Here is a 22,617-nt window from a genome sequence, read left to right as displayed (position 1 = left end):
CAAGTGTGATGCGCCAACCCAGCGGGGTCAATTCACGCCGCGCCCGGGGTCCAGCGCAGCTGTGCGTGGTGTTCATCCAGCCAGTGCTGCAGCGGTGCGGCGATGACCCGGTCGCCGGCCGCCATCAGCACCGCGCCGTCGAACAACAGCGGCAGCTGGCGTCGCTGCCACGGCGGCAGCCCTCGTTGTTGCAGCAGGTCCTTGAGCGCATGGGAGTGTGTGCGCCCGGGCAACTGGATACGCTCGCCGCCGCGGCGCGCGCTCACCTGCAGGGGCGTGGCCAGCTGCTTGGCGCCCAACAGCTCCAGCTGGCCGCCGTCGGGCAGCGCCAATGGCGCACGGCCATCCCAGTGCACGCTCCAGTGCGGGGGCAACGCCAGCGTGGCCGACAGCAGGTGCAGTTCGCTGCGCCACCGGCGGATCCGCGCGCCCTGCCAAGCGAACTGGGCGTCGGCGTCGTGCGCGGCCGGCAGCAGGTCACGCTCGATGGCGTCCACCCCGGCGGCAGGCAGCGGCGGCAGCCCGCAGTTGCGCACCCACTGGCGCAGCAGGCGGGCGCGGCGTTCGCGCGGCAGCCGCAGCAGGCGCGTGCCATCCAGCACCCCGGGGGCCAGGCTGCAGCGGCGCAGGGCGTCCTGGTCGGACACGTCCAGCAACTGCTGCGCCTGCGCGCAGAGTGCGGCGCTGCGTGCGAAGGCGGCATCGGCCTGCGGCCAGCGTTGCTGCAGCAGGGGCAACACATGCAGGCGCAGGAAATTGCGGTCGGCCTCGTCGCTGGCATTGCTGGGGTCGTCGACCCAGTGCAGCGCCTGCGACTGCGCATAGGCCAGCAACGCGGCGCGCGGCACCTGCAGCAGCGGGCGCCACACGGTACCGGTGGCAAACGGTGCCTCGCTGCGGATCGCGGCCAGCCCATCCACCCCGGACCCGCGCAGGGCGCGCAGCAGGAACGTCTCGGCCTGATCATCGCGATGATGGGCCAGGGCCAGCTGTTCACCCGGGCGCAGGGCGCTGGTGAACGCATCGCGGCGGGCGTGGCGCGCGGCGGCCTCCAGGCCGTGGCCGCTGTCGCGGGCCACGTCGACGCCGATCACCTGCAGGTCGATGTTCCAGGCCGTGCAGATCGCCTGGCAATGCTGCGCCCACGCGTCGGCAGCCGGTTGCAGGCCATGGTGCACGTGCACCGCACGCACGCCGGCATCGCGCTGTGCAGCCGACTGCGCCAGCCAATGCAGCAGGACGGTGGAATCGAGTCCACCACTGAAGCCCACCAGCACTGGGCGGGGGGCATCAGACAGGTTGGGTAAGGGCGAGGACATCGGTTCGGTCAGGCTCAGGCAGGGAGGCAGTATCGACGCTGCGGGCCAGGCTCGCCACGCACAGCGGTCAGGGAGTGGGCGGTTCGGGCACGCGGATGCCCTGGCGATTGATATGGAACCAGTGGCCGCCTTCCACCGGCGTGTGGCCTTCGCCGTCGGGTGTGCCGGGGCGGCAGCCATTGCAGACCTGGGCGATGCCGTCGGCGAAGGGCCAGGCGAAATCGAAGGTGGCCGGGAACGCCTGCTCCAGCGCGGCGGTGAAGTAGCCCACGCGTGGGCCGATACGGCCGCGCAGCAGGCCCTCTTCAACATAGTCCGGCCCGCTGTCCCAGGTCAGCACGGCCTGGCTGCGGCCGGTACGGGTCACGTAGTGGAAGCTGCCGGCGGCATACACCGCCGCCAGCCCATCGGCATCGTAGGGGAGATCGGGCAGGACGCTGGCGGCGATGCGTGGCGAGCCATCGACCACCTCGCAGCCGGGCAACGCCCACAGGCCGTGTTCGTCGGTGAGCACCTGGCAGGCCGGTGCCTGGGCCAGCGCGGTGCCCGCCCAGGCCAGCCCGGCCGCCAGCAACAGCGGCCGCGCGTGGCGGCCCCTGCGGCGTGCGGCCGGCGTGCGTGCCGGCATCAGTTGGCGTCGGCCTTGCGCTCGAACGCCTTCGGCGTGGGCAGGTCCACCGGCACGCCCTGGGCGTCGCAGGTGCCGGCCTCGCACAGGCGCTGGCGCAGGCGCGGGGTGGCCTGCACGATCATGTGGTAGATCGTGTTCTGCTCCATGGTGCCGCGGATGGCCTTGCTGCCCGGGCCGCGTGCCCAGATGCCGACGTCTTCGCCACCATGGGTTTCACTCTTGGTCGGCACCAGCGCTTCCTGCATGTAATCGGGGTGCTCGGTGTCCACGTGGCTCAGGTCCGGGCGACCGGCGGCCGGGTCGAAGCTGCTCGGGTTGTGCGGATACACCTTCGGGCCGGCCGGCTGCTGGTTGGTGGCGCCGGTGTAACCGGGGCCGTTGGCGTAGCTGAGCGTGGTGTAGGGCAGGCCGAGGCCGTCGCGGGCCACGTCCAGGCCGCCCACGCCGTCTTCGCCGCCCTTGTCCTTGACCTTGCCCAGGATCGGGTTGCCGCGGGCCGGGTAGCCGACGAAGTTCAGGGTGTGCGAATGGTCGGCGGTGACGATGATCAGGGTGTCCTGGTCGGAGGTCGCCTCGACGGCCGCGCGCACGGCATCGGACAGGGCCACGGTATCGCTGAGGGCGCGGTACGCGTTGCCGCTGTGGTTGGCATGGTCGATGCGCGCGCCCTCGACCATCAGCACGTAGCCTTCCTTGTGCCCGGACAGGGTGCTGATGGCGGCCTTGGTGAGCTCGGCCAGGCTGGGTTCGCCGGACGGGTCGTCCTTGCGCTCGATCTCGTAGCGCATGTGGTCCGGCTCGAACAGGCCCAGCAGCGCCGGGGCATTGCGCGCGGCCTGCAGCTGCTTGGCGTTCCAGACATAGGCGCCCTGCGGGTGGGCCTGCTGCCATTCGGTGACCAGGCTGCGGCCGTCCAGGCGCTGGCCGACCTTGTCGTCATACTCGGGATCGCGCTCTTCCACGGTGGTGAATTCACCGCGGCCGCCGCCGAGGGCAACCAGCGGGCCACGGCCATAGCGCGCGGTGGACAGCAGCTGCTGGGCGATGTCGGTGCAGCCGGCGGCCTTGGCGGCGTCGGGCACGTCGGTGTCGTTTTCCCAGTTGCGCTCGGGCGAGTGCGCGTAGGTGGCCGCCGGGGTGGCGTGGGTCAGGCGCGCGGTGGACACGATGCCGGTGGCCATGTGCGCGCTGTCGGCCAGCTGCAGCCAGGTCAGCAGGCCCTTGTTGAGGCTGTCGGCGCAGTCGTTGCGAGTGCCTGCGCTGACGCCGATGGCGCCCATGTGGGTCTTCACGCCGGTGGTGATGGCGGTCATGGTGCCGGCCGAATCGGGGGTCTGCGAGTCGGTGTTGTAGGTCTTGCTGAATGCGGTGGCCGGGAAGCGCTCCCAGGACAGCAGGTTCTCTTCACCCGGATTGCCGTTGCGCTGGCCTTCGAAAATGCGCGCGGCGGCGACCGTGGTGAGGCTCATGCCGTCACCCAGGAACAGGATGACGTTCTTGGCCTTGCCGTCCATGGCGCCGCTGCCGGCGGCACGGGCGGCCCCGCTGCGGTACCACCACTGGGGGGTTTCACCGGCCGGGTGGGCGACGGCTGGAACATCGACGGCAACTGCGCCGGGGGCCGTGGCGGCGGGGGTACCGGTGGCGCAGGCGCCGAGCAGCAGGGTGGTGGCGATGGCCGCCACCAGGGACGTGGAACGGGACATGGACGGGCATATCTCACAGGTGAATCGGGCGTTCATTATGCAGAACGGCGCAAGGCACGCCGATGACACGCTGATTTTCCGTGTGCGCCTCGTTCCGCGGGCGCGGTTGGGCTAAGGTGCCTAGCTGTCGAATTCTCTCTGGAAAGCTCATGACGCTGGTTTCTGCGTGGTTGCGGATTCCGTTCTGGCAACGCGTGCTGGGCGGCTTCGTGCTGGGTGCGCTGGCCGGGTGGTTGCTGGGTCCGGCGGCTGAGGTCTGGTTCGGCCCGTTGGGCGACCTGTACGTGACGCTGATCAAGATGATCGCGGTGCCGCTGGTGTTCTTCGCGGTGATCAACGCGATCTCTTCGCTGCACGGGCAGAAGTCGGTGGCGGCGTTGGGCGGGCGCACGTTCCTGTGGTTCATCATCACCGCGGCGCTGGCGGTCTGCGTGGGGCTGGCGGTGGGCACGATCCTGCAGCCGGGCACGGGCAACCTGAGCCTGAGCATGGACCACGGCTACACGCCGCGCGAAGTGCCCAGCGTGGTGAAGGTGCTGATGGATGTGGTGCCGTCGAATGTGTTCTACGCGCTGACGGGCATTGGCACGCGGGTGAACGCGGCCGGTGAGACGGTGCTGGCGGCGGGGCGCGGGTCGATCCTGCCGGTGATCTTCTTCGCGGGGCTGCTGGGCTTTGCGATGGTGAAGCTGGGCGACAAGGTGGCCGAGGCGCGCAAGCTGACCGGGCAGATGAGCGACATCATGATCCAGGTGACGCGCTTCGTGCTGGAGATGACGCCGCTGGGAACCTTCGGGTTGATCGCCGGGCTGGTGGGCAGTTATGGGTTCGAGAAGCTGCTGCCGCTGGGCAACTTCGTGCTGGCGCTGTACGTGGCCTGCGCGTTCCATATCGTGGTGGTGTACGGCGGGCTGCTGCTGTCGCATGGGTTGAATCCGCTGAAGTTCTTCCGCGGCGCGGCGCCGGGGATGCAGGTGGCGTTCGTGAGTTCGTCGAGCTTTGCGGCGATGCCGGCGGCGATGCGGTCGATCACGCACAATCTGGGCGTGAACAAGGATTACGCGTCGTTCGCGGTGCCGTTGGGTGCGAGCATCAAGATGGACGGCTGTGGTGCGATCTACCCGGCGTTGTGCGCGGTGTTCATCGCGCAGTACACGGGGGTACCGTTGACGCCGGAGCAGTACATCGTGGTGTTGATCGCGTCGGTGCTGGGCAGTTTCGGTACGGCGGGCGTGCCGGGCACGGCGGTGGTGATGGCGACGGTGGTGTTGAGCGCTGCGAACCTGCCGTTGGAGACGATCGGGTATCTGTATGCGATCGACCGGATCCTGGACATGATGCGCACGATGACCAATGTAACGGGGCAGATGCTGGTGCCGGTGCTGGTGGCCAAGGAGACCGGGTTGCTGGACAAGGCGGTGTACGACAACCCCTCCACCAATCTGGGCGTGGACGAGCTGGAGAAACGCGCGTCCTGAGTGTCGCGTTCGATGATGATGAGGATGAGGATGAGGATGGGCCCGCGAAAGCGGGCCTGTTTTTTTTTGGAAGCTGAAAGCAACTTCAACTTCAACTTCAACTTCAACTGCTCAAAGCCGGTGTCCGAGTGCTGCTGGGGTGGGGCGGCATGGGTGGGTATCCGGGACACGCCGCAAGTACGTCCTTGTAGGCTCCGTCGCGCCATCCATGGCGCTCAGGGTCCCGGCTACCCACCCACGCCGCCCCCTCACACTGGGTCGGTGTCCAGGCGAGAGCAAGAGCCGCAGTGCACAGGCAGATGCATGCACTGCCGCTCGCCTGTTAGCTGAAGCTCGAAATCTGATATGGAATGGAGTCAGAGGATTGCCGTGCTGTTGCCTGTTGCTCTGCCCAGGCCACCAGCCAACTGTCGAGGGATGGGGTGGGTGGGTTCACGGGACCCTGAGGCGCAGGGATGCGCCGACGGAGCCTACATGGTGAGGACGCATTGCTTGCGAGGCATTGCCTCGCATGCGTCCGAACGCACAGCCGCCAGCGGCTGGGCCGGGCCACGGAGCGGGACTTGCGGCGTGTCCCGTGAACCCACCCAGCCCATCCCAGGTTGGGGCACAGGGTAAACGACGCTTTTCGCGGCACCGCTTGCAACCACGCAACTGCAGAGACAGCACGCGCACTGCGGTAAAACAAAACGCGTGCGACCAACCTGACTACGCGCTGTAAACGGTGTATCAGCCGGTGTAACACACGTGATACACCCACGAAGAATCCAGCAGTGGCGGGCTTGTCGGTCGTGTGATGCGCTTGTTCAGCAGATGTTATCTCCAACGAATCTGTAACAACGCTGTTGCGCTGTTACACCGTAGCGGCGGCGAAGGCCCGTGTTTGCTCGCGTGCGGAGTTGGCACGATTGCTGCGTTACCCCTCCGCATGTTTCGAGGAGGGCGCCATGGACAGCGTTGTTGCACACCGCACCACCACCACCGCACTCTGGCTGCTCGCCACCGCGCTGGCCCTGCCGATGGCCGCCCAGGCCTCCGGCGCACGCCAGGGCGTCAAAGCGCAGCCCGGTGAAATCGTCCTCCTGCGCGACGTCTCCGCCCGGCCGGCCTACCGGCCCGCGCCCCCCGGCATGGCCCTCATCGCCGACCCCTCGCCCAAGCGCGAAGTGAACCAGGCCCTGGGCACCTCCACCGGCATGGACGAACTCAGCGACGACGACTACGCATCCTTGGGCTCCAACACCGGTGCCGGCGCCACCCACGCCCCCACCGCCATCGAACGCGTCACCGGCGCCAACGTCACCTCCACCCTGGGCAAAGTCACCGACAGCGGCGTCCTCTCCGGCGGCCAGCTCAGCAGCGCCATCGGCGGCCCCATGGGCGCCGTCACCGGCGCCACCCGCGGCATCGGCGACCAGGTGCGCGGCGCGCTCGCCCAGTTCCCGCTTGGCCAACCTGCGGGCGGGCCCGGCAAATGAACCGCCTGCACCGCACCCTCCTGCTGGCCACCGTCATCGCCTCGCCCCTGCCGCTCCACGCGCAGCAGCCCGATGACTACGCCACCATGCTCACCTACCTCAACACCAGCCGCATCGACGGCCGCGCGCTGTCCGGTGCCGACGGTGCCATCACCGTCAACATGACCGCCGGCGACCTCAACCAGCAGGCCAACCTGCTCGGCATCGCCAGCGGCACCAACGCACACATTGCCATCAACGCCCGCCAGCACCACAGCGCCAACCAGGTGCTCGGCGACGGCCCGATGGAGGCCAGCGCCAGCATCGGCGGACAGGCACTGAGCGGCGCCCGCGGCGTCGCCATGATCAACCAGGCCAGCGGGGCCGGCAACGCGACGCTCAACGTCGTCACCGCCACGCTGGCGCAACAGGGCATACGCGAGTCGAACGACGAGGCCCTGGCCTCATCGGGGGCGCTCGTGTCAGCAGGGGGGCAGGCGGCCGTTACTCGCGGCCGGCCGGCCGGAACCCGCAGCGTGGCGGTGGAAGCCACCGCGCTGCAGGGCTTCGACGGCGTCCTGCAACTCAATCAGATCGCGGGATCCGGCAACGCCACCGCCAATCAACTGAGCATCTCGGTGCAGTCCACCCCGTGAGTAGTCACATCCACCCGATTGTCTGTGATGAGAGAGAGGGCACCATGAACACCAACATGAAACGGACCGTACTTGCGCTGGCCATTGCCGCCGCGTCTGCTTCCGCCGGCGCCAACGGCTGGGGCAACGATCGCGACAACCAGAACCAGAATGCGAACATCAACCACCTGCACAACGTGGTCGAAACGCGCACCAACACCAACACCGATACCAACACCGAAACCAATACGCTTACCGATTCGCGTACCTGGAACCGGACCCGCAACACCACCACCAACAGCAATTCGACCAGCAACAGCACCGTCAACAGCGACGTGACCCGCAACCGCACCGTCACCGTCAACGAGAACAGCAACATCCAGGCTGACGAGCGCAAGGAAAAGAACAACCACGGCGTCGATGTAAACCTGGAAAAGGACCTGCGCCTGAGCTCGGACATCAACTTCTCGGGTGATCCGGAAATCACCGGCGAGCTGGAAGTGAACTCGGCGGCCATCGCCGTCATCGACAACCGCCAGTCGATCACCAGCAACGAAGCGTCCAACACGCTGCTCGACAACAACGCGTCCATCAGTGAAAACGTCGGCCAGGATGCCTCCGGCAACCTCGGCTTCAACGTCGCCGCCGGTGACAACAACGCCCAGGACAACGCCGCGTCGCTGTCGGCGGCCGATGCCTCCTTCACCTTCGGCATGTCCGATGCGGAAGTGTTCGTGAACCAGTATGGCGCGGGCAACACCACGATGAACGAAGGCGTGGTCAACAACTCCAGCCTCAGCGGAAACGCCTTCCGCGACGCCAGCGGCAACATCGGCGTGAACAGCGCAGCGGGCAACAACAACGAGCAGAAGAACGCGCTCGCCGCCTCGGTGTCCACCGCACGCATGGCCCAGTCGAGCATCAGCTCCAACCAGGTCTCCACCGGCAACAGCGTGAGCAACGAAGGCTACACGCGCGCCATGTCCGACACCACCGAAGTGACCATGCGCGGTCGCGTCGCCGGCGGTACGTTGGCCATCGGTGGGGGTGTCTATGAAGGCCGCGGCAACGCGTACCAGAAGGACAACTACTACCTGGATTCCTGGAGCGGTGACCTGCCGCATCCGGGTGGCAACGCCACCGGCCATCTCGACATGGACAGCGAGATCCAGAACGCGACCGCCAACCCCTATGCCGATGGCGTGGGTGGCATCGCCTTCGACACCGACGAAGAAGGCCGCCTGGGCTTCATCGAAGTCGGCGCAGCGGATCTGTATGCCAGCCTCAGCGGCACCGTGCGTACCACCCGTTGGGTGAACGTCAATGCCGAAAACAACGCGTCGCTGTCCGGTGATGCGTTCCGCGGTGCCACCGGCAACATCGGTGTGAACGTGGCCTCCGGCTCGGGCAACCTGCAGGCCAACAGCCTGGCCCTGGCCGTTGCACAGCCGGCGACCGGCGGCGGCGGTGGCGGCACCGGCGAGTAAGTCTGTCCGTTTTCGCAAGCAGTACGCGTTGAGCGCAACAAACCCGGCCATCCGCCAATGGCCGGGCCCCCGGGGGCCCCTGTCCCATTCTCCCCCTTTGGGGCAGGGGCTCCTTCCTTATCCGGAGCCACGCCAATGTTCAAGCACGCGCTGTACGGGTCGTTGTTGGTGCTGATGCTGCCGTTCGGCGCCGCGCGCGCCGGCGATGTCGGTTTCAGCGGCGTGCTGCCCAACGGTGCGGTGCTGACCCAGCGTGTGGAAAGCATGCAGGAACGGCGCTTCCGCAACGTGGTGCGGCAACACACCGATTACAGCTGCGGCGCGGCGGCCCTGGCCACGATCCTGCGGTACGCCTACCACCTGGAGGCGGACGAAGGAACGGTGATCGAAGGCATGATGGGGGTCTCGGACCCGCAACTGGTCCACCAGCGGGGGTTCTCGCTGCTGGACATCAAACGTTACGTTGAATCGATGGGCATGCGCGGACGCGGCTACCGCGTCAACGAAGAGCGCCTGCGCTCACTGCGCGTGCCCGGTCTGGTGTTGATGGATGTGCGGGGCTTCCGCCATTTCGTGGTCCTCAAGCAGGTCCGCAACGATGTGGTGGACGTGGCCGACCCGATCCTGGGCAACCGCAGCATTCCCGTCAGCGAATTTCTGCAGGCGTGGCCGTCGCGCGCCGTGTTCATCGTGATCGGAACTGACTTCGATCGCAACACGGTGCTGCTGCAGCCCGGCGAACGGCCCAGTGCGCGCTCGCTGTATGCCCGGCAGGGGCCGATCACCGACGCGGAGTTGGTGGATTTCGGCTTCACCCATGCCGACTTGTTCTAGGAGGCTCCATGAACATCGCACGCTGGACGCACGGTGTACTGCTGATGGCCCTGCTGGGGGCCCTGCCGGCACATGCCGAGGAAGGACGGCCCGGCAAGGGCCTCAGTGAAATTCCCGATCCCGAGCTGAACCTGATGCGCGGCCGCTACACGGTCAACGGCAGCAGCGTGGCCTGGTTCGGGGTGACCATGATCAGCCAGTGGACCAGCGGCGGGCAGGCGGCTACCAGCGCGCTCACCGTGGGCATGGACTTCCGTGCCGGCGGTGCGCCGAAGGTGAGCTTCACCCCGTCGGTGACGGTCACCGCCGCCGATGCGCCGTTGCCGGTGTTCACCGGGCGCAGCATCGATGCCAGCGGCCTGCAGAACGTGGCCGGGCTGACCCAGAGCATCCAGGTTGCCGGTGACGGCAACGTGGCCGGCAACACGACCCACCTCACTGTGCGCGACGGCGATGCACCCGCACCGGCGGCGCAGGGCCAGCACCTGGCCAGCGTGCAGCAGGGCGGCGTGAGCGCGGTGGCGCAACTGGACGGCAACAACGCCCGGGTGCAGCTGCAGATTGAAGGCGTGGGCGCGGTACAGCAGTGGATCCGCAGCGGCAGCGTCGGGCAGAGCATCGCCCTGGGCAGCGACGGCCAGACCGTGAGCAACCGCATGCAGATCGATCTTGTCCGGCAATCGCTCGCCAGCAATGTCCCGCTCAGCCAGAACGTGGCCCAGGCGATGACGCTGGTGCGCGGTGTCGGCATGGGTCCCGGCCAGTAATTCCCGTGGCCGGGCAGGGGGAGTGACACCACAACGTGGACCAAGGCAATGCACACCTCGACACGCGTAACACCGCTGGCGCTGGCGGCGCTGGCACTGATGGCCGCGGCCGGCGCGCATGCGCAGGCCGCGCCGGCCGATGAGGCCGACGTCAAGGCGCTGATCGCGCAGCTGGAAACCCTCAAGGCCAACTACGCGCAGGAAGTGCGCCGGTTGCGCGAACTGGACATGCAGGTGCAGGCGATGCAGGCCCGGCTCACGGGCAAGACCGCGCCGGTGGCCGGTGCCGCCCCATCGCCGCCGCCACTTCCCGCCGGGACCCCGGCCGCCCCCGTCAGCGCGGACGGCTACGCCAGCAGCGCCGAAGAGGCGCAGCAGGCCAAGCAGGCCTCGCGGCGCAGCGTGGATGACGTGAAGCAGCAGCAGGCGGCGTTGTTCAGTCGCCGCTTCACCGTCGAAAACAGCCTCACCTACTCACGCTATGACCGCAAACAGGTGACGCTCAACGGCTTCCTGGCCCTGGATGCGATTTTCCTGGGCAACATCGCCATCGAGAACGTCGAGTCGGACACGATGACCTACAACGTGGCCGCGCGCTGGGGCGTCAGCCCCCGCCTGACCTTGAACCTGGACGTGCCTTACCTGGCGCGCAAGACCGTGTTCCAGAAGGGCGGGGCCGGCGGTTCGGCCGCGGCGATCGCCCAGGAAGAAACCACCGGCAACGGCCTCGGCGACGTCGCGCTGAGCGCCAACTACCGGTTGTTCGCCGAGCACGGTCGCTGGCCGGAAACGGTGCTCACGGTAGGTGCGACGGCGCCTACCGGGCGGGCGCCTTATGGCCTGGACTGGAAGGTGCTGGAGCGCGACGACGATGACTTCATCCGTTTCGCGGTGCCCGAACAGCAGCCCACCGGCAACGGGGTGTGGCAGGCCAACGTGGGCCTGTCGGCAGTGAAGACCGCCGACCCGGCGATCCTGTTCGCCAACATCGGCTACATCCATTCCTTCCCGCGCAGCTTCGATGACCTGGATGCCAACCCGGATACGGTCAACCCGGGCGAGGTGAAGCTGGGCGGGTCGTATTACTTCGGTGCCGGCGTGGCATTCGCGTTCAACGAGCGCACCAGCCTGAGCATTTCCTTCAGCGACAAGCTGAGCAGCCGGGCCTCCACCCGCTACCGCAACGGGCAGTGGTTCAAGGTGATCGGCAGCGATGCCAATGCCGGCACGTTGAACCTGGGCATCACCTACGCGCTCAACCGCAACACCACGCTGGTGAGCCTGCTGGGCATCGGCCTGACCCCGGACGCGCCCGATTTCACCCTCGCCTTCAAAGTGCCGTACATGCTGTGAGTGGGGGGCGGCTCCGTTCGGGCGTGCCGTCAGCGTCGGGGCCCCTCGGCGGCCGGCAGGCCCTTGTGCACATGTCCCCCGGCCGACGCCTGCGCGTCGGCCTCCTCCTTTATTTTGCCAAGGACCTGCCGGCCGCCAAGGGGCTCGGCTTGCGGGATGCAACGGCGCGCTCTGCTGCCGGCTGCGAAGGTCGGTGTCGTTCGGCGCGCGACAGCTGCCGGTAGATCTGCTCAGCGCAACTCGGGGAGGGCCAGCTGGTGCTTGCGGCAGAGTCGGTAGACCGTTACCCGTGAGACCTGCATGTCGCGGGCGCAGGCGGTGATGTTGAATTCGTTCTGGCGCAGCGCGTGCAGCAGCGCGTCGCGTTCGGCCGATCTGCGTGCGTCATGCAGCAGCCGCTGCGGCATCTCCAGCTGGGCCGGGACCAGCTCCAGGTCGGCGGCACTGATCAGTTCGGCGTCGGTGACGATCGCCGCGCGCTGGATGCGGTTGAGCAGCTCGCGCACATTGCCGGGCCAGTGGAAGCGTTCCAGGGCGCGCCTGGCATCGGCGCTGAAGCCGCGCGCGCGGGTGACGTGGCGGTCGCGGAAGCTGGCCAGGAAGTGCTGGGCCAGCAGCAGGATGTCGCTGCCGCGGTCGCGCAATGGCGGTAGCGGCAGGCGCAGGACATTCAAGCGGTAGAACAGGTCGCGGCGGAACTGGCCGCGCTCCACCGCCTGTTCCAGATCGACGTGGGTGGCGGCCAGCACGCGTACATCCACCGCCAGCGGCTTGTTGCTGCCGACGCGTTCGACGGTGCCTTCCTGCAGTACGCGCAGCAGGTTGGTCTGTGCATCCAGCGGCAGGTCGCCGATTTCATCGAGGAACACGGTGCCGCCGCTGGCCGTCTCGAACAGGCCCAGCCGGCGGTTGGCGGCGCCGGTGAAGGCGCCACGTTCGTGGCCGAACAGTTCGGACTGGACCAGCGCGGCGGGGATGGCGCCACAGTTGACGGCGAGAAACGGCCGGGCATGGCGCGGCGACAATGCGTGCAGGGCCTGGGCGGCCAGTTCCTTGCCGGTGCCGGTTTCGCCGGTGATCAGTACCGGGAGGTCGACCGGGGCGAATTTGCGGATGGCGCTGCGCGCGATCTGCAGCACGGCGCTGTCGCCGATGAGCTGCTGCGGTCCGTGCGTGGGCGGCTGCTTGGCGTCGCCGGCCAGTTGCTGGAGGCGCTGGACGATGCGGGCCAGGTCCAGGGGCGCGGCAAAGGTTTCCACGCAGACGGCCAGCAGTGCCTGCAGGGCGGGCGAGGGCGGCGGTGCGCCGGCGGGCAGGATGGCCAGCAGGGTCATGTGCCGGTGTTCGTCGAGCAGGGCCTGTAGCCGGGCCAGGTTGGCCGGCAAGGCGGTGCGCAGGTCGAGCAGGCCGACCACGTGGTCGCTGCCGCGCATGCCGATGGCCACGCAGTCGTCGGTGGCCACGCCACGGACCTGCCAGCCTGCGGCCGCCAGGGCGGTGCGTTCTGCCGCGAGTGGGGACCCGAACCAGATTACACACCGGGCCGGAAATTCAGGGACTGCCGCCATGCGTCACCTTGTAGACGAGTGTCACGGGCGGAATCTGATGCTGGTCCGGTGGCCTTGGACGTGCCGCCCCACGTCCGGGTCCGCGGCCTGGACCGACGAGGCGGGCAGGCACTTGGTTTACTGGCTGTTGCGTGTTCGACAAGAAGGACAACGCGGGTTGGGGGCGGCAGCGGCCAACGAAGGTGTGTCTCCCATCTAGGGAAGCGTCCTGTTGCAAGGGCCGCCGCAGAGTGAGCACGACGCTACGCGGGAGGCGCTTGTGCAGGCGTAGATTGGATCAGCTGGCGTCTCCGATCGGGCCGGTCGCGCGCGTGAGGGCCCCGTAGCAGCCGGTAGGCCCCTGGCGCAAATGTCCCCCGGCCGCGGGGCGGCCTCCTCCTTTATTTTGCCCAGGAGCCTACCGGCTGCTACGGGGCTCGGCTAGCGGTAAGCAGCGGAAGCCTGGCTTTTCTGGCGCCGTCGGTGGGTCGGGAAGCGTCAAGGCACGTTTCTGCTTGCCCCTCAAATGGGAGAAGACCCAAAAAAAACCGCTGCAGGGCAGCGGTTCTTTTCAACAGGCGGGCGGCGGCAACTCAGAGGTCGACGCGGCGGGCCTGCATGAACTTGGCGCTCCAGTAGCCGGTCATCAGGCTGTCCACGCGGACGTCCTTGCCGGTGCTGGGGGCGTGCAGGAAGCGGCCTTCACCGACGTAGATGCCCACGTGGTCAACCCGGCCCTTGCGGCCGAAGAACACCAGGTCGCCGGCAGCCAGCGCGTTGCGGTCGTTGATCAGCTCGGCTTCGCCGTCATGGGCCATCTCGCGCGACACGCGCGGCAGTTCGATGCCCAGGGCGGTGCGGAACACGTAGCCGACCAGACCGCTGCAGTCGAAACCGCTGTCCGGCGAGGTGCCGCCCCAGCGGTACGGCGTGCCCAGCAGGGTCATCGCGCGGCGCAGCAGCGACTGCACCTTGCCGTTGTCGGCCGCGCCGCCGACCACGGCGCCGTTGGCACCACTGCTGGCGTCGTAGTTGGCGAGCAGGCGGCTCAGGTCGCCGGCGAACATCGCCGAGCGGTCCATCAGGGGAATGGTGTCGTTCGCGGCCAGATGGGGAAGCAGGGCGGCGAGGGTGGCACTGGCAGCGGCGTCGGCCTTGCTGCGGGCGGGGGCGTCAGCCTTGGGCTTTGCCACCGCGGGGGATTCGGGGGTGCTGGCGCCGGCCGAAGCGGCATCGACAGCAGTGGCCGGTGCGGTCTGGGCCCAGGCCGGAAGGCTGGCCAGGCAGAGCGCGAGGGCGAGAAAAACGGAGCGGGTGCAGCGCTGGGGGGCGGCGGTCTGGCCTTGGCTTGGCAGGTCGGCTGTCGTCACGCGGCGGTCACTTAATAAAAACGATGGGTGATGATGCCGTGTAAGCGCAGTGATTAGGTACAAATTTCGTTAATTTTTCGTTTACAAACACGTGATGCGCATCACAAATTTGACCCTTACCCCTGTTCAGCTTAGTGCAGAACGCGTTTTGCGCCGGTGTAGTGGTCCTTCCAGTAGGCCCCCCCGAGGGAGTCCAGCCGGACCGTGCCGCCGGTGCTGGGGGCGTGCACGAAACGTCCTTCGCCGACGTAAATGCCCACATGTGACACGTTGCCGCGGCTGCCAAAGAACACCAGGTCACCCGGTGCCAGGCGCTTGGGCTCGATCTTCGGGCCCTGCACGGCGGCCAGGTCGCGCGAGGTCCGGGGCAGCTTGAGGTCGAGCATCTCGCGGTACACGTAGGTCACCAGGCCGCTGCAGTCGAAGCCCGACTCGGGCGTGTTGCCGCCGTACCGGTAGGGCGTGCCGACCAGGCCGATGGCGCGCATCAGCACCGCGTTGGCCGCCTGCGGGTCGTTGGGCGCCACGCTGGGCCAGACCTGGGTGGAGGCGGGCGGGGCGGCGGGACGGGTGGTCTTGCCGCCACCACAGGCGCTCAACAGGGCCGTGAGGGCCAGCAGGGCCAGTCGGGTCGTGCGCGGAACTGGCGTCATGTGCAGGTTGTCCGGATAATGCGCGGCCTCAGAAGGCCGTCATGATGGCGGCGTATCCGGCGGGGAACAACCCGCCCCACCCGTCTGCCATCGGCAGCGACCAGCCAGAGTTGCGCATGAAGATCGAAAAAGACCGCGTCGTCCGTTTCCACTACACCGTTGCCGAGCAGGGCCAGGAGCCGATCGAGAGCTCCAAGGACCGTGATCCGCTGGCGATCCTGATCGGCCACGGCAACATCATCCCGGGCCTGGAAAACGCCATGATGGACAAGGAAGCCGGCGCCACCTTCGAGGTGGACGTCAAGGCCGCCGATGCCTACGGCGAACGCCGCGAGGGTCTGACCCAGCGCGTGCCGAAGAAGCATTTCGGCACCAGCAAGCTGGTCCCGGGCCAGCAGGTCGTGCTGCAGACCAACTTCGGCCCGCGTGCGGTCACCGTTGAAAAGGTCGGCATGAGCGTGGTCGACGTCGACCTGAACCACCCGATGGCCGGCAAGGACCTGCACTTCTCGGTCGAGATCGTCGATGTGCGTGAAGCGGCCGCCGAGGAACTCGAGCACGGCCACGTGCACGGCGACGGTGGCCACCAGCACTGAGTGCTGGCCAACCCGCCTGATCCAACGGCCCGCTTCGGCGGGCCGTTGCCGTTGTGCGCCCCGCTCGTTGCGTTCGTGGGCGCCCACGCCGCCGCATAATGACCGCCTTGCCGGACGGAGTGCCTGTGAACGCTGCTTCCCCCCTTCTGCAGCCGGTTGCCGCCGGCGACCGCATCGCGGTGCTGGACATCCTGCGCGGGTTCGCCCTGTTGGGCATCCTGTTGATGAACATGGAGGCCTTCAGCGGTCCGCTGGACCTGGCCTTCACCGGCATCGACCCGCACTGGCACGGCCTGGACTACGCCGCTGACGCGGCCATCTACGTGCTGGTGCAAGGCAAGTTCTTCACCCTGTTCTCGCTGCTGTTCGGTGCCGGCTTTGCGATCATGGCCCAGCGCGCGGACGCGGCCCGGCGTGCGTTCACCCCGTTCTACCTGCGGCGTAGCGCGGCCCTGCTGCTGATCGGCCTGTGCCACGCGCTGCTGGTCTGGTCCGGCGACATCCTGGTGGTGTACGCGCTGGTGTCGTTGCCTCTGCTGGCCTGTCGCGAAGCCCCCACGCGCTGGTTGCCCGCGATGGGCGTGCTGACCTATCTGTGCGCGGCAGCGCTGATGCTGCTGCTGGGCCTGTTGATGGGCCTGTCGGCGCACCTGGAACCGTCGGGCACGCAGGTGCGTGATGCCGTGGCCCAGGCCGGGCACACCATCGACATGCAGCGCCAGGCGTATGGCCATGGCACTTACCTGCAGGCGGTGGTGCAGCGCCTGAGTGACTTCTTCGCCCAGCTCAGCGCCGTCATCGTGGTGGGCCCGGAAGTGCTGGGCATGTTCCTGATCGGCAGCTGGTTCGCCCGCAGCGGTGCCTTGGCCACGCCGGACAATTTCGCGCGGCTGTACCGGCGGCTGCGCTGGGGCGCACTGCCCATCGGGCTGGCCATGATGGTGGCCAGCGCGATCTGGCAGCCCTACCTGGCGCCGGGCACCTTCACCGCCGCCAGTGGCGCGGCGTTCGCGCTGAATTCGGTGGCATCGCTGCTGATGTGCCTGGGCTACCTGGCCTGGATCGTGCGGGCACGCGCGCGGCTTGCATGGCTGGCACCGGTGGGGCGGACGGCGCTGACCCAGTACATCGCACAGTCGCTGGTGTGTACGTGGGTGTTCTACGGTTACGGCCTGGGCGCCTTTGAACAGATGCCGCGTGCCGGCCAGGTGCCGTTTGCGATGGCGCTGTTCGCGCTGCAGGTGGTGGCCAGCACGGTGTGGCTGCGCTATTTCCGCTTCGGTCCGCTGGAGTGGGTGTGGCGTGCGATGACCTACCTGCACTGGCCACCGTTGCGACGCGCGCCCACCCCACGTTGAGCGCCGTCCTCACGGCTGGATCGCAGCCGGACATGGCATGCTCATGGCCTGCATGCGCGGTGGCGACAAAAACAGCATTTCACCGTGTGGCGCACCTTACCGAGTCGAGCACTATCCATGAGCAATCACTACGACTATGACCTGATCGTGCTGGGCGGCGGCTCCGGCGGCCTGGCGGCGGCGTTCCGCGCTGCGCAACATGGGCAGCGCGTGGCGATGCTGGAGCCCGGCGAACTGGGCGGCACCTGCGTCAACGTGGGCTGCGTGCCGAAGAAGGCGATGTGGCTGGCGGCCGACCTGTCGGCAAAAATCGGCATGGCCGCGGCGATGGGCTTCGACGTGCCGGTGCGGCCGGCGTTGGACTGGAAGGAACTGGTGGTGCATCGCCAGGCCTACATCGCCAACATCCATGCCAGCTATCTCAAGCGCCTGAACGAGAACAACGTGGTGCGGGTGCCGCGCAAGGGCCGGCTGGTCGATGCGCATACGGTGGAATGCAGCGATGGGGTGCGCATCAGCGCCACGCACATCCTGATTGCCACCGGCGCCCATCCGCAGCGACCGGACATTCCCGGCGCGGAACTGGGCGCGGTATCGGATGATTTCTTCAACCTGTGCAGCGCGCCGGCGCGCGTGGCCATCGTCGGCGGCGGCTATATCGCCGTTGAACTGGCCGGGCTGCTGCAGGCGCTGGGCAGCAAGGTCACGTTGCTGGTGCGGGGCGAGCGCTTGCTGGAACGCTTCGACGCCGAACTCACCGCGCAGCTGGCCGAGAACCTGCGTCACCAGGGCGTGCAGGTGCATTTCAACTATCGCCTGCGCGAACTGCGTCGTGAGGGCGAGACGGTGGTGGCGTACGGCCACGATGGCCCGCACGAGGCGGTGTTCGACCAGCTGTTCTTCGCCACCGGCCGCCGCGGCAACAGCGCCGGCCTGGGGCTGGAAGCGCTGGGAATCGTGGTGGGCGACAAGGGCGAGGTCGAGGTCGACGAGTGGCAGACCACCGCCGTGCCCAGCGTGCACGCGGTGGGCGACATTGCCGGCAAGGTCGGGCTGACGCCGGTGGCGATCGCGGCCGCGCGCAAGCTGATGGACCGCCTGTTCGGGGGCAACCCGCAGGCAAAGATGGACTATGCCAACGTCGCCAGCGTGGTGTTTTCGCACCCGGCGCTGGGCGCGGTGGGGCTGAGCGAGGAAGAGGCGCGCGAACAGCATGGCGACGTGCGCGTGTACCGCAGCAACTTCCGCCCGATGCTGGAAGCGCTGTCCGACGGCACCCAGCGCAGCCTGTTCAAGCTGGTCTGCGTGGGCGAAGAGGAACGCGTGGTGGGCGTGCACCTGCTGGGTGAAGCTGCCGACGAGATCCTGCAGGGCTTCGCGCTGGCGGTGAAGATGGGCGCGACCAAGGCCCAGTTCGATGACACCGTGGCGATCCACCCGACCTCGGCCGAAGAGATCGTTTTGATGCGGTAGGCGCGCGCATTCGCGCGTTCCCCCACCGTGCGACAATTCACTCTCCACCCATCCTCCGGCCGCCCCGTGCGGCCGTCTGCCGTCCCGATGCCGTCACCTGTGTCCGCGCTGCCCACCTCTTCCGCCCGCATTGCTGCCGGCGGCATCGCGCTGGCCGCGGTGGGTGCCATCGCCGCCTCGGGCAAGGCGGTGATCGTCAAGCTGGCCTACCGGCATGGCGTGGATGCCACCACGCTGCTGGCACTGCGCATGCTGATGGCCTTCCCGCTGTTCGCGCTGCTGGCGGTGTGGTCGGCGCGGCGGGCAACGGCGTTGTCATGGGGCGATCGCGGCCGGGTGCTGTGGCTGGGTTTCACCGGCTACTACCTGTCCAGCCTGCTCGATTTCCAGGGCCTGCAGTACATCAGCGTGACCCTGGAACGGCTGATCCTGTATCTGAATCCCACCCTGGTGCTGCTGATCAGCCTGGTACTGCTGAAAAAGCGTCCCGGGCGCTGGCAGCTGGTCGCGCTGGGGCTGAGCTACCTGGGCGTGCTGCTGGCCTTCGGCCATGACCTGCAGCTGGAGGGAGGGCGCATCCTGCTCGGCAGTGCGCTGGTGTTCGCCAGTGCCCTGAGCTACGCGCTGTACCTGTTCGGCAGCGGCCAGGTGGTGGCGCGGATCGGCGCGATCCGGCTCACCGCCTACGCCAGCTGCGTGGCCTGTGTGCTGTGCGTGCTGCACTTCGCGGTGCTGCATCCGCTGGCCGCGCTGGGGCAGGCACCGACCCCGGTGTACTGGCTGTCGCTGATCAACGCGACACTGTGCACGGTGCTGCCGGTGTTGGCCATCATGCTGGCGGTGAAGCGGATCGGCTCGTCGTTGGCGGCCCAGGTGGGTATGCTCGGCCCGGTATCCACCATCGTGATGAGTCTATGGCTGCTCGACGAACCCATGGGCCCCTGGCAGATCCTGGGAACCGCCCTGGTGCTGCTCGGGGTGCTGCTGGTCAGCCGCGTACGCGCGTGAAGCCGGCCGAGGCCGCGTCGGCGGCCGATGCGGCCGCGCAGACGCGCGAGCGCATCCTGGCGGTGATCCGCGCGATCCCTCGCGGGCAGGTCATGGGCTACGGCCAGGTGGCGGCCAAGGCCGGGTTGCCGGGCAGGGCGCGGCTCACCGCGCGCGTGCTGGGCATGAACGAGGACCCGGACCTGCCCTGGCATCGGGTGCTGCGCTCGGACGGTCGCATCGCCATGCCCGAGGGGTCGCACGGGTGGCGTGAGCAGAGCCAGCGGCTGCGCGCCGAAGGCGTGGCCATCGAGCGCGGGCGGGTCACGCAGATGCCGCGCAGCACCGGTGACGACCTGGACGCGTCCCTGTGGGGGCCGGGCTGACATCGCCACGGTGTGCGGTGGTTGAATGCGACGACGCAGGAGGCGGCCAGGGCGGGGCGCTGCGGCTATGATGGGCACGGTTCCAAAGGATGCCCTCATGTTTCCGCGATTGCCCACCGTCACCAAGGCACTGTTGATTGCCAACATCGTGCTGTTCCTGCTGCAGCAACCGTTCCTGCTGGGCAACGGCACCTTCGAGCCGTTCATGCTGCAGCCGCTGCGCGATGGCTTCGATCCGTTCTCGCCGGGCGGCAACTTCCAGCCCTGGCAGCTGCTGACCTACGGGTTCCTGCATGGGGGCTTCGGCCATCTGTTCTTCAACATGCTGGCGCTCTTCATGTTCGGCGCGCCGCTGGAACAGACCTGGGGCGAGAAACGCTTCCTGACCTATTACCTTGTCTGCATCGTCGGCGCCGGGCTGTGCCAGCTGCTGGTGGGCATGATGATGGCCGACCCGGCCACCGTGCTGGGTGCCTCCGGCGGCGTGTTCGGGCTGCTGCTGGCCTACGGCATGCTGTTCCCGAACCAGCGGGTGATGCTGCTGTTCCCGCCGATTCCGATGAAGGCACGCACCTTCGTGATCGTGTTCGGCGCAATGGAACTGATGCTCGGCGCCACCGGCTGGCAGCCCGGCGTGGCCCACTTCGCGCACCTGGGCGGCATGTTGTTTGGCTGGCTGCTGATCCGGTACTGGCGCGGCCAACCGCCGTTCAACAAGCGCCCGCCGGGCGGCGGTCCGCGCAAGAACCACCTCCGCAGCGTCCGCTAGCAGCGAACGTGCAGGCGGCACACCACGCGAAGGGCACCCATGGTGCCCTTCGTCGTATCCAGGCAACGGGTTGAACGGAAGCAAGGACGTTTCGCGCATGAAAATACTGATCCTGGGGGGGTATGGCGTGTTCGGCGGGCGCCTGGCGCGACTGCTGGGCGACCGGGCCGACCTCGAACTGCTGATCTGCGGCCGCAACCTCGCTGCGGCGACCGCGTTCTGCGACAGCTACACGGGCACGCCGGTGCTGCGCCCGCTCCGGGCCGACCGGCAGCACATCGCGCCGCTGCTGCACGCCGAGCGGCCGGACCTGCTGGTGGATGCCTCCGGTCCGTTCCAGGATTACGGCGAGCACCCGTACAGCGTGATCGAGGCCTGCATTGGCGCGCGTATTCCCTACCTGGACTTCGCCGATGCAGCCGATTTCGTGTTCGGCGTGGCGCAGTTCGACGCACAGGCCAGGGCGGCCGGGATCTTCGTGCTGTCCGGGGTCAGCAGCTTTCCGGTGCTGACCGCCGCGGTGCTGCGCGAGATGGCCGGGCGCATGGATATCGTGGCGGTGGAAGGCGGCATCGCACCGTCGCCGTACGCCGGGATCGGGCTCAACGTGATGCGCGCGGTGGTGGGGTATGCGGGCGCACCGGTGAAGCTGCAGCGCAACGGCGCGCCTTCGCACGGGCTCGAGCTGGCCGAGAGCCGCCGCTTCACCATCGCCGTGCCGGGCAAGGTACCGCTGCGCAACCTGCATTTTTCGCTGGTGGACGTGCCGGACCTGCAGGTGATTCCACCCGAGCACCCGACCCTGACCGATATCTGGATGGGCGCCGGCCCGGTGCCGGAAGTGCTGCACCGGGTGCTCAACCTGCTGGCCAGGGCGCGCGCCCGGTTCGGCCTGCCATCGCTGGTGCCGCTTTCACCGCTGTTCTACACGGTGCTCAACCGGATGAAGTTCGGCGAGCATCGCGGCGGCATGTACGTGCACGCCGCCGGCATGCGCGGTGGCCAGGCGGTGGAGGAAAGCTGGCACCTGCTCGCCGAGGGCGAGGACGGCCCGTACATTCCGTCGATGGCGATCGAGGCGGTGGTGCGCAAGCTGCTGGCGGGCGAGACGCCGGCCGAGGGCGCGCGGCCCGCCACGCACGCGTTGGCGTTGTCGGACTACGACCGGTTGTTCGAGGGCCGTGCAATCTTCACCGGCTTCCGCAGCGAGGACCCGCACGCGCCCCTGTACCAGCAGGTGCTGGGCAGTGCCTTCGCGCAGTTGCCGGCGCAGGTGCAGGCACTGCATGCCGACGCGGGCGAACGGCGCTGGCGCGGCACCGCCGAGGTGCGGCGCGGGCGCGGCTTGCTGGCTCGGATGGTGGCGGCGCTGATCGGGTTTCCACCGGCGGCCAGCGCGGTGCCGGTCAGCGTGGGCTTTACGCCCGAGCGTGGCGGCGAGCGCTGGACCCGCGATTTCGGCGGTCGCCGGTTTTCCTCGTGGCAGCGTCGCGGGCAGGGCAGGAACACGCACCTGCTGGTGGAGCGCTTCGGCATCGTCGATGTGGCGCTGGCACTGGTGGTCGATGCCGACTGCCTGCGGCTGGTGGCGCGCCGCTGGTCGTGCCTGGGCATTCCGCTGCCGAAGGCGCTGCTGCCGGGCGGAAACACGTTCGAGACAGAGCGCGACGGGCGCTTCGTGTTCGACGTGGAGATCGCCGCGCCGTGGATCGGCCTGATCGTGGGCTACCGCGGCAGCCTGGTGGCGGACCCACGGTAGCGCCACGCCATGCGTGGCCTGGCTCTACCGCCCGGGGTGGGATGCCGGTGCC

General features: G+C 68.2%; 20 protein-coding genes. 14 read left to right on the top strand and 6 right to left on the bottom strand.

The features are described from left to right. Window positions 1-32: 32 nt before the first annotated feature. From tilS to AC1DCJ_RS12475, 3 genes are all read right to left on the bottom strand, one after another. On the bottom strand, window positions 33-1,319 hold the full coding sequence (tilS, locus tag AC1DCJ_RS12485) for a tRNA lysidine(34) synthetase TilS (RefSeq protein ID WP_428712287.1): 1,287 nt from the start codon (window positions 1,317-1,319) through the stop codon (window positions 33-35). A gap of 67 nt (window positions 1,320-1,386) precedes the next feature. Beyond that, a complete protein-coding gene (locus AC1DCJ_RS12480; protein ID WP_478071092.1) occupies window positions 1,387-1,947 on the bottom strand; it encodes a WG repeat-containing protein in 561 nt (186 codons plus the stop codon). Next, complete coding sequence (locus AC1DCJ_RS12475) at window positions 1,947-3,656, bottom strand: alkaline phosphatase (RefSeq protein ID WP_478071091.1); 1,710 nt, start codon at window positions 3,654-3,656, stop codon at window positions 1,947-1,949. Before AC1DCJ_RS12475 ends, AC1DCJ_RS12480 begins: the two co-directional genes overlap by 1 nt. A gap of 149 nt (window positions 3,657-3,805) precedes the next feature. Here AC1DCJ_RS12475 and AC1DCJ_RS12470 point away from each other — a divergent pair, with 149 nt between their 5' ends. The 7 genes from AC1DCJ_RS12470 (at window position 3,806) to AC1DCJ_RS12440 (ending at window position 11,667) form a co-directional block, all read left to right on the top strand. After that, window positions 3,806-5,134 carry a dicarboxylate/amino acid:cation symporter gene (locus AC1DCJ_RS12470; protein ID WP_137191756.1) on the top strand — a complete coding sequence of 443 codons (1,329 nt, stop codon included), beginning with the start codon at window positions 3,806-3,808 and terminating at the stop codon, window positions 5,132-5,134. A gap of 947 nt (window positions 5,135-6,081) precedes the next feature. Further along, a complete protein-coding gene (locus tag AC1DCJ_RS12465) occupies window positions 6,082-6,612 on the top strand; it encodes a hypothetical protein (protein ID WP_478071090.1) in 531 nt (176 codons plus the stop codon). Beyond that, window positions 6,609-7,247 (top strand): hypothetical protein, encoded by a 639-nt coding sequence (locus tag AC1DCJ_RS12460; protein ID WP_313426774.1) that lies wholly within the window; start codon window positions 6,609-6,611, stop codon window positions 7,245-7,247. Before AC1DCJ_RS12465 ends, AC1DCJ_RS12460 begins: the two co-directional genes overlap by 4 nt. 56 nt (window positions 7,248-7,303) lie before the next feature. Continuing rightward, on the top strand, window positions 7,304-8,713 hold the full coding sequence (locus AC1DCJ_RS12455; protein ID WP_392732997.1) for an adhesin: 1,410 nt from the start codon (window positions 7,304-7,306) through the stop codon (window positions 8,711-8,713). Window positions 8,714-8,848: 135 nt separating this feature from the next. Further along, on the top strand, window positions 8,849-9,547 hold the full coding sequence (locus AC1DCJ_RS12450) for a C39 family peptidase (RefSeq protein WP_478071089.1): 699 nt from the start codon (window positions 8,849-8,851) through the stop codon (window positions 9,545-9,547). Window positions 9,548-9,555: 8 nt separating this feature from the next. Further along, window positions 9,556-10,314, top strand: coding sequence for a hypothetical protein (locus AC1DCJ_RS12445; protein ID WP_137191751.1), 759 nt, complete (start codon window positions 9,556-9,558; stop codon window positions 10,312-10,314). A 48-nt stretch (window positions 10,315-10,362) separates the two neighbouring features. Then, window positions 10,363-11,667 carry a transporter family protein gene (locus AC1DCJ_RS12440; protein WP_137191750.1) on the top strand — a complete coding sequence of 435 codons (1,305 nt, stop codon included), beginning with the start codon at window positions 10,363-10,365 and terminating at the stop codon, window positions 11,665-11,667. Window positions 11,668-11,897: 230 nt separating this feature from the next. Here AC1DCJ_RS12440 and AC1DCJ_RS12435 read toward each other — a convergent pair whose 3' ends face one another. The 3 genes from AC1DCJ_RS12435 to AC1DCJ_RS12425 all read right to left on the bottom strand — a co-directional run bounded on the left by AC1DCJ_RS12435 (window position 11,898) and on the right by AC1DCJ_RS12425 (window position 15,243). Then, window positions 11,898-13,235: a sigma-54 interaction domain-containing protein gene (locus AC1DCJ_RS12435; protein ID WP_478071088.1), complete on the bottom strand. Its 1,338-nt coding sequence runs from the start codon at window positions 13,233-13,235 to the stop codon at window positions 11,898-11,900. Between the two features lie 572 nt (window positions 13,236-13,807). Then, window positions 13,808-14,584 carry a C40 family peptidase gene (locus tag AC1DCJ_RS12430; protein WP_038687151.1) on the bottom strand — a complete coding sequence of 259 codons (777 nt, stop codon included), beginning with the start codon at window positions 14,582-14,584 and terminating at the stop codon, window positions 13,808-13,810. A gap of 131 nt (window positions 14,585-14,715) precedes the next feature. Further along, window positions 14,716-15,243, bottom strand: a complete 528-nt coding sequence (locus AC1DCJ_RS12425; RefSeq protein ID WP_392732967.1) for a C40 family peptidase — start codon at window positions 15,241-15,243, stop codon at window positions 14,716-14,718. 110 nt (window positions 15,244-15,353) lie between these two features. Between AC1DCJ_RS12425 and AC1DCJ_RS12420 the strand changes: the two genes are divergently transcribed. From AC1DCJ_RS12420 to AC1DCJ_RS12390, 7 genes are all read left to right on the top strand, one after another. Further along, window positions 15,354-15,833, top strand: a complete 480-nt coding sequence (locus tag AC1DCJ_RS12420; RefSeq protein WP_128096127.1) for an FKBP-type peptidyl-prolyl cis-trans isomerase — start codon at window positions 15,354-15,356, stop codon at window positions 15,831-15,833. Between the two features lie 98 nt (window positions 15,834-15,931). Next, window positions 15,932-17,191: a DUF418 domain-containing protein gene (locus AC1DCJ_RS12415; RefSeq protein ID WP_478071087.1), complete on the top strand. Its 1,260-nt coding sequence runs from the start codon at window positions 15,932-15,934 to the stop codon at window positions 17,189-17,191. 117 nt (window positions 17,192-17,308) lie between these two features. Then, on the top strand, window positions 17,309-18,664 hold the full coding sequence (gene gorA, locus AC1DCJ_RS12410) for a glutathione-disulfide reductase (RefSeq protein WP_478071086.1): 1,356 nt from the start codon (window positions 17,309-17,311) through the stop codon (window positions 18,662-18,664). A gap of 87 nt (window positions 18,665-18,751) precedes the next feature. Beyond that, a complete protein-coding gene (locus tag AC1DCJ_RS12405; protein ID WP_313422118.1) occupies window positions 18,752-19,672 on the top strand; it encodes a DMT family transporter in 921 nt (306 codons plus the stop codon). Beyond that, window positions 19,579-20,037 carry an MGMT family protein gene (locus AC1DCJ_RS12400; protein ID WP_478071085.1) on the top strand — a complete coding sequence of 153 codons (459 nt, stop codon included), beginning with the start codon at window positions 19,579-19,581 and terminating at the stop codon, window positions 20,035-20,037. The genes AC1DCJ_RS12405 and AC1DCJ_RS12400 overlap by 94 nt, the downstream gene beginning before the upstream one ends. A 97-nt stretch (window positions 20,038-20,134) precedes the next feature. After that, entirely contained in the window at window positions 20,135-20,806 is a 672-nt protein-coding gene (locus AC1DCJ_RS12395; RefSeq protein ID WP_038687159.1) for a rhomboid family intramembrane serine protease, read from the top strand. A gap of 97 nt (window positions 20,807-20,903) precedes the next feature. Then, window positions 20,904-22,565: an SDR family oxidoreductase gene (locus AC1DCJ_RS12390; protein WP_478071084.1), complete on the top strand. Its 1,662-nt coding sequence runs from the start codon at window positions 20,904-20,906 to the stop codon at window positions 22,563-22,565. Window positions 22,566-22,617 lie beyond the last annotated feature (52 nt).

This window comes from Stenotrophomonas sp. 10N36 (genome assembly GCF_056395005.1).
This window is presented reverse-complemented; position numbering and strand designations above follow the sequence as displayed.

What these genes read in the sequence shown, in the direction of transcription:
- tilS (WP_428712287.1), bottom strand. Translation starts at nt 1,319, where the DNA reads ATGTCCTCGCCCTTACCCAACCTGTCTGATGCCCCCCGCCCAGTGCTG.
- AC1DCJ_RS12480 (WP_478071092.1), bottom strand. Translation starts at nt 1,947, where the DNA reads ATGCCGGCACGCACGCCGGCCGCACGCCGCAGGGGCCGCCACGCGCGG.
- AC1DCJ_RS12475 (WP_478071091.1), bottom strand. Translation starts at nt 3,656, where the DNA reads ATGTCCCGTTCCACGTCCCTGGTGGCGGCCATCGCCACCACCCTGCTG.
- AC1DCJ_RS12470 (WP_137191756.1), top strand. Translation starts at nt 3,806, where the DNA reads ATGACGCTGGTTTCTGCGTGGTTGCGGATTCCGTTCTGGCAACGCGTG.
- AC1DCJ_RS12465 (WP_478071090.1), top strand. Translation starts at nt 6,082, where the DNA reads ATGGACAGCGTTGTTGCACACCGCACCACCACCACCGCACTCTGGCTG.
- AC1DCJ_RS12460 (WP_313426774.1), top strand. Translation starts at nt 6,609, where the DNA reads ATGAACCGCCTGCACCGCACCCTCCTGCTGGCCACCGTCATCGCCTCG.
- AC1DCJ_RS12455 (WP_392732997.1), top strand. Translation starts at nt 7,304, where the DNA reads ATGAAACGGACCGTACTTGCGCTGGCCATTGCCGCCGCGTCTGCTTCC.
- AC1DCJ_RS12450 (WP_478071089.1), top strand. Translation starts at nt 8,849, where the DNA reads ATGTTCAAGCACGCGCTGTACGGGTCGTTGTTGGTGCTGATGCTGCCG.
- AC1DCJ_RS12445 (WP_137191751.1), top strand. Translation starts at nt 9,556, where the DNA reads ATGAACATCGCACGCTGGACGCACGGTGTACTGCTGATGGCCCTGCTG.
- AC1DCJ_RS12440 (WP_137191750.1), top strand. Translation starts at nt 10,363, where the DNA reads ATGCACACCTCGACACGCGTAACACCGCTGGCGCTGGCGGCGCTGGCA.
- AC1DCJ_RS12435 (WP_478071088.1), bottom strand. Translation starts at nt 13,235, where the DNA reads ATGGCGGCAGTCCCTGAATTTCCGGCCCGGTGTGTAATCTGGTTCGGG.
- AC1DCJ_RS12420 (WP_128096127.1), top strand. Translation starts at nt 15,354, where the DNA reads ATGAAGATCGAAAAAGACCGCGTCGTCCGTTTCCACTACACCGTTGCC.
- AC1DCJ_RS12415 (WP_478071087.1), top strand. Translation starts at nt 15,932, where the DNA reads ATGACCGCCTTGCCGGACGGAGTGCCTGTGAACGCTGCTTCCCCCCTT.
- gorA (WP_478071086.1), top strand. Translation starts at nt 17,309, where the DNA reads ATGAGCAATCACTACGACTATGACCTGATCGTGCTGGGCGGCGGCTCC.
- AC1DCJ_RS12405 (WP_313422118.1), top strand. Translation starts at nt 18,752, where the DNA reads ATGCCGTCACCTGTGTCCGCGCTGCCCACCTCTTCCGCCCGCATTGCT.
- AC1DCJ_RS12400 (WP_478071085.1), top strand. Translation starts at nt 19,579, where the DNA reads ATGGCTGCTCGACGAACCCATGGGCCCCTGGCAGATCCTGGGAACCGC.
- AC1DCJ_RS12395 (WP_038687159.1), top strand. Translation starts at nt 20,135, where the DNA reads ATGTTTCCGCGATTGCCCACCGTCACCAAGGCACTGTTGATTGCCAAC.
- AC1DCJ_RS12390 (WP_478071084.1), top strand. Translation starts at nt 20,904, where the DNA reads ATGAAAATACTGATCCTGGGGGGGTATGGCGTGTTCGGCGGGCGCCTG.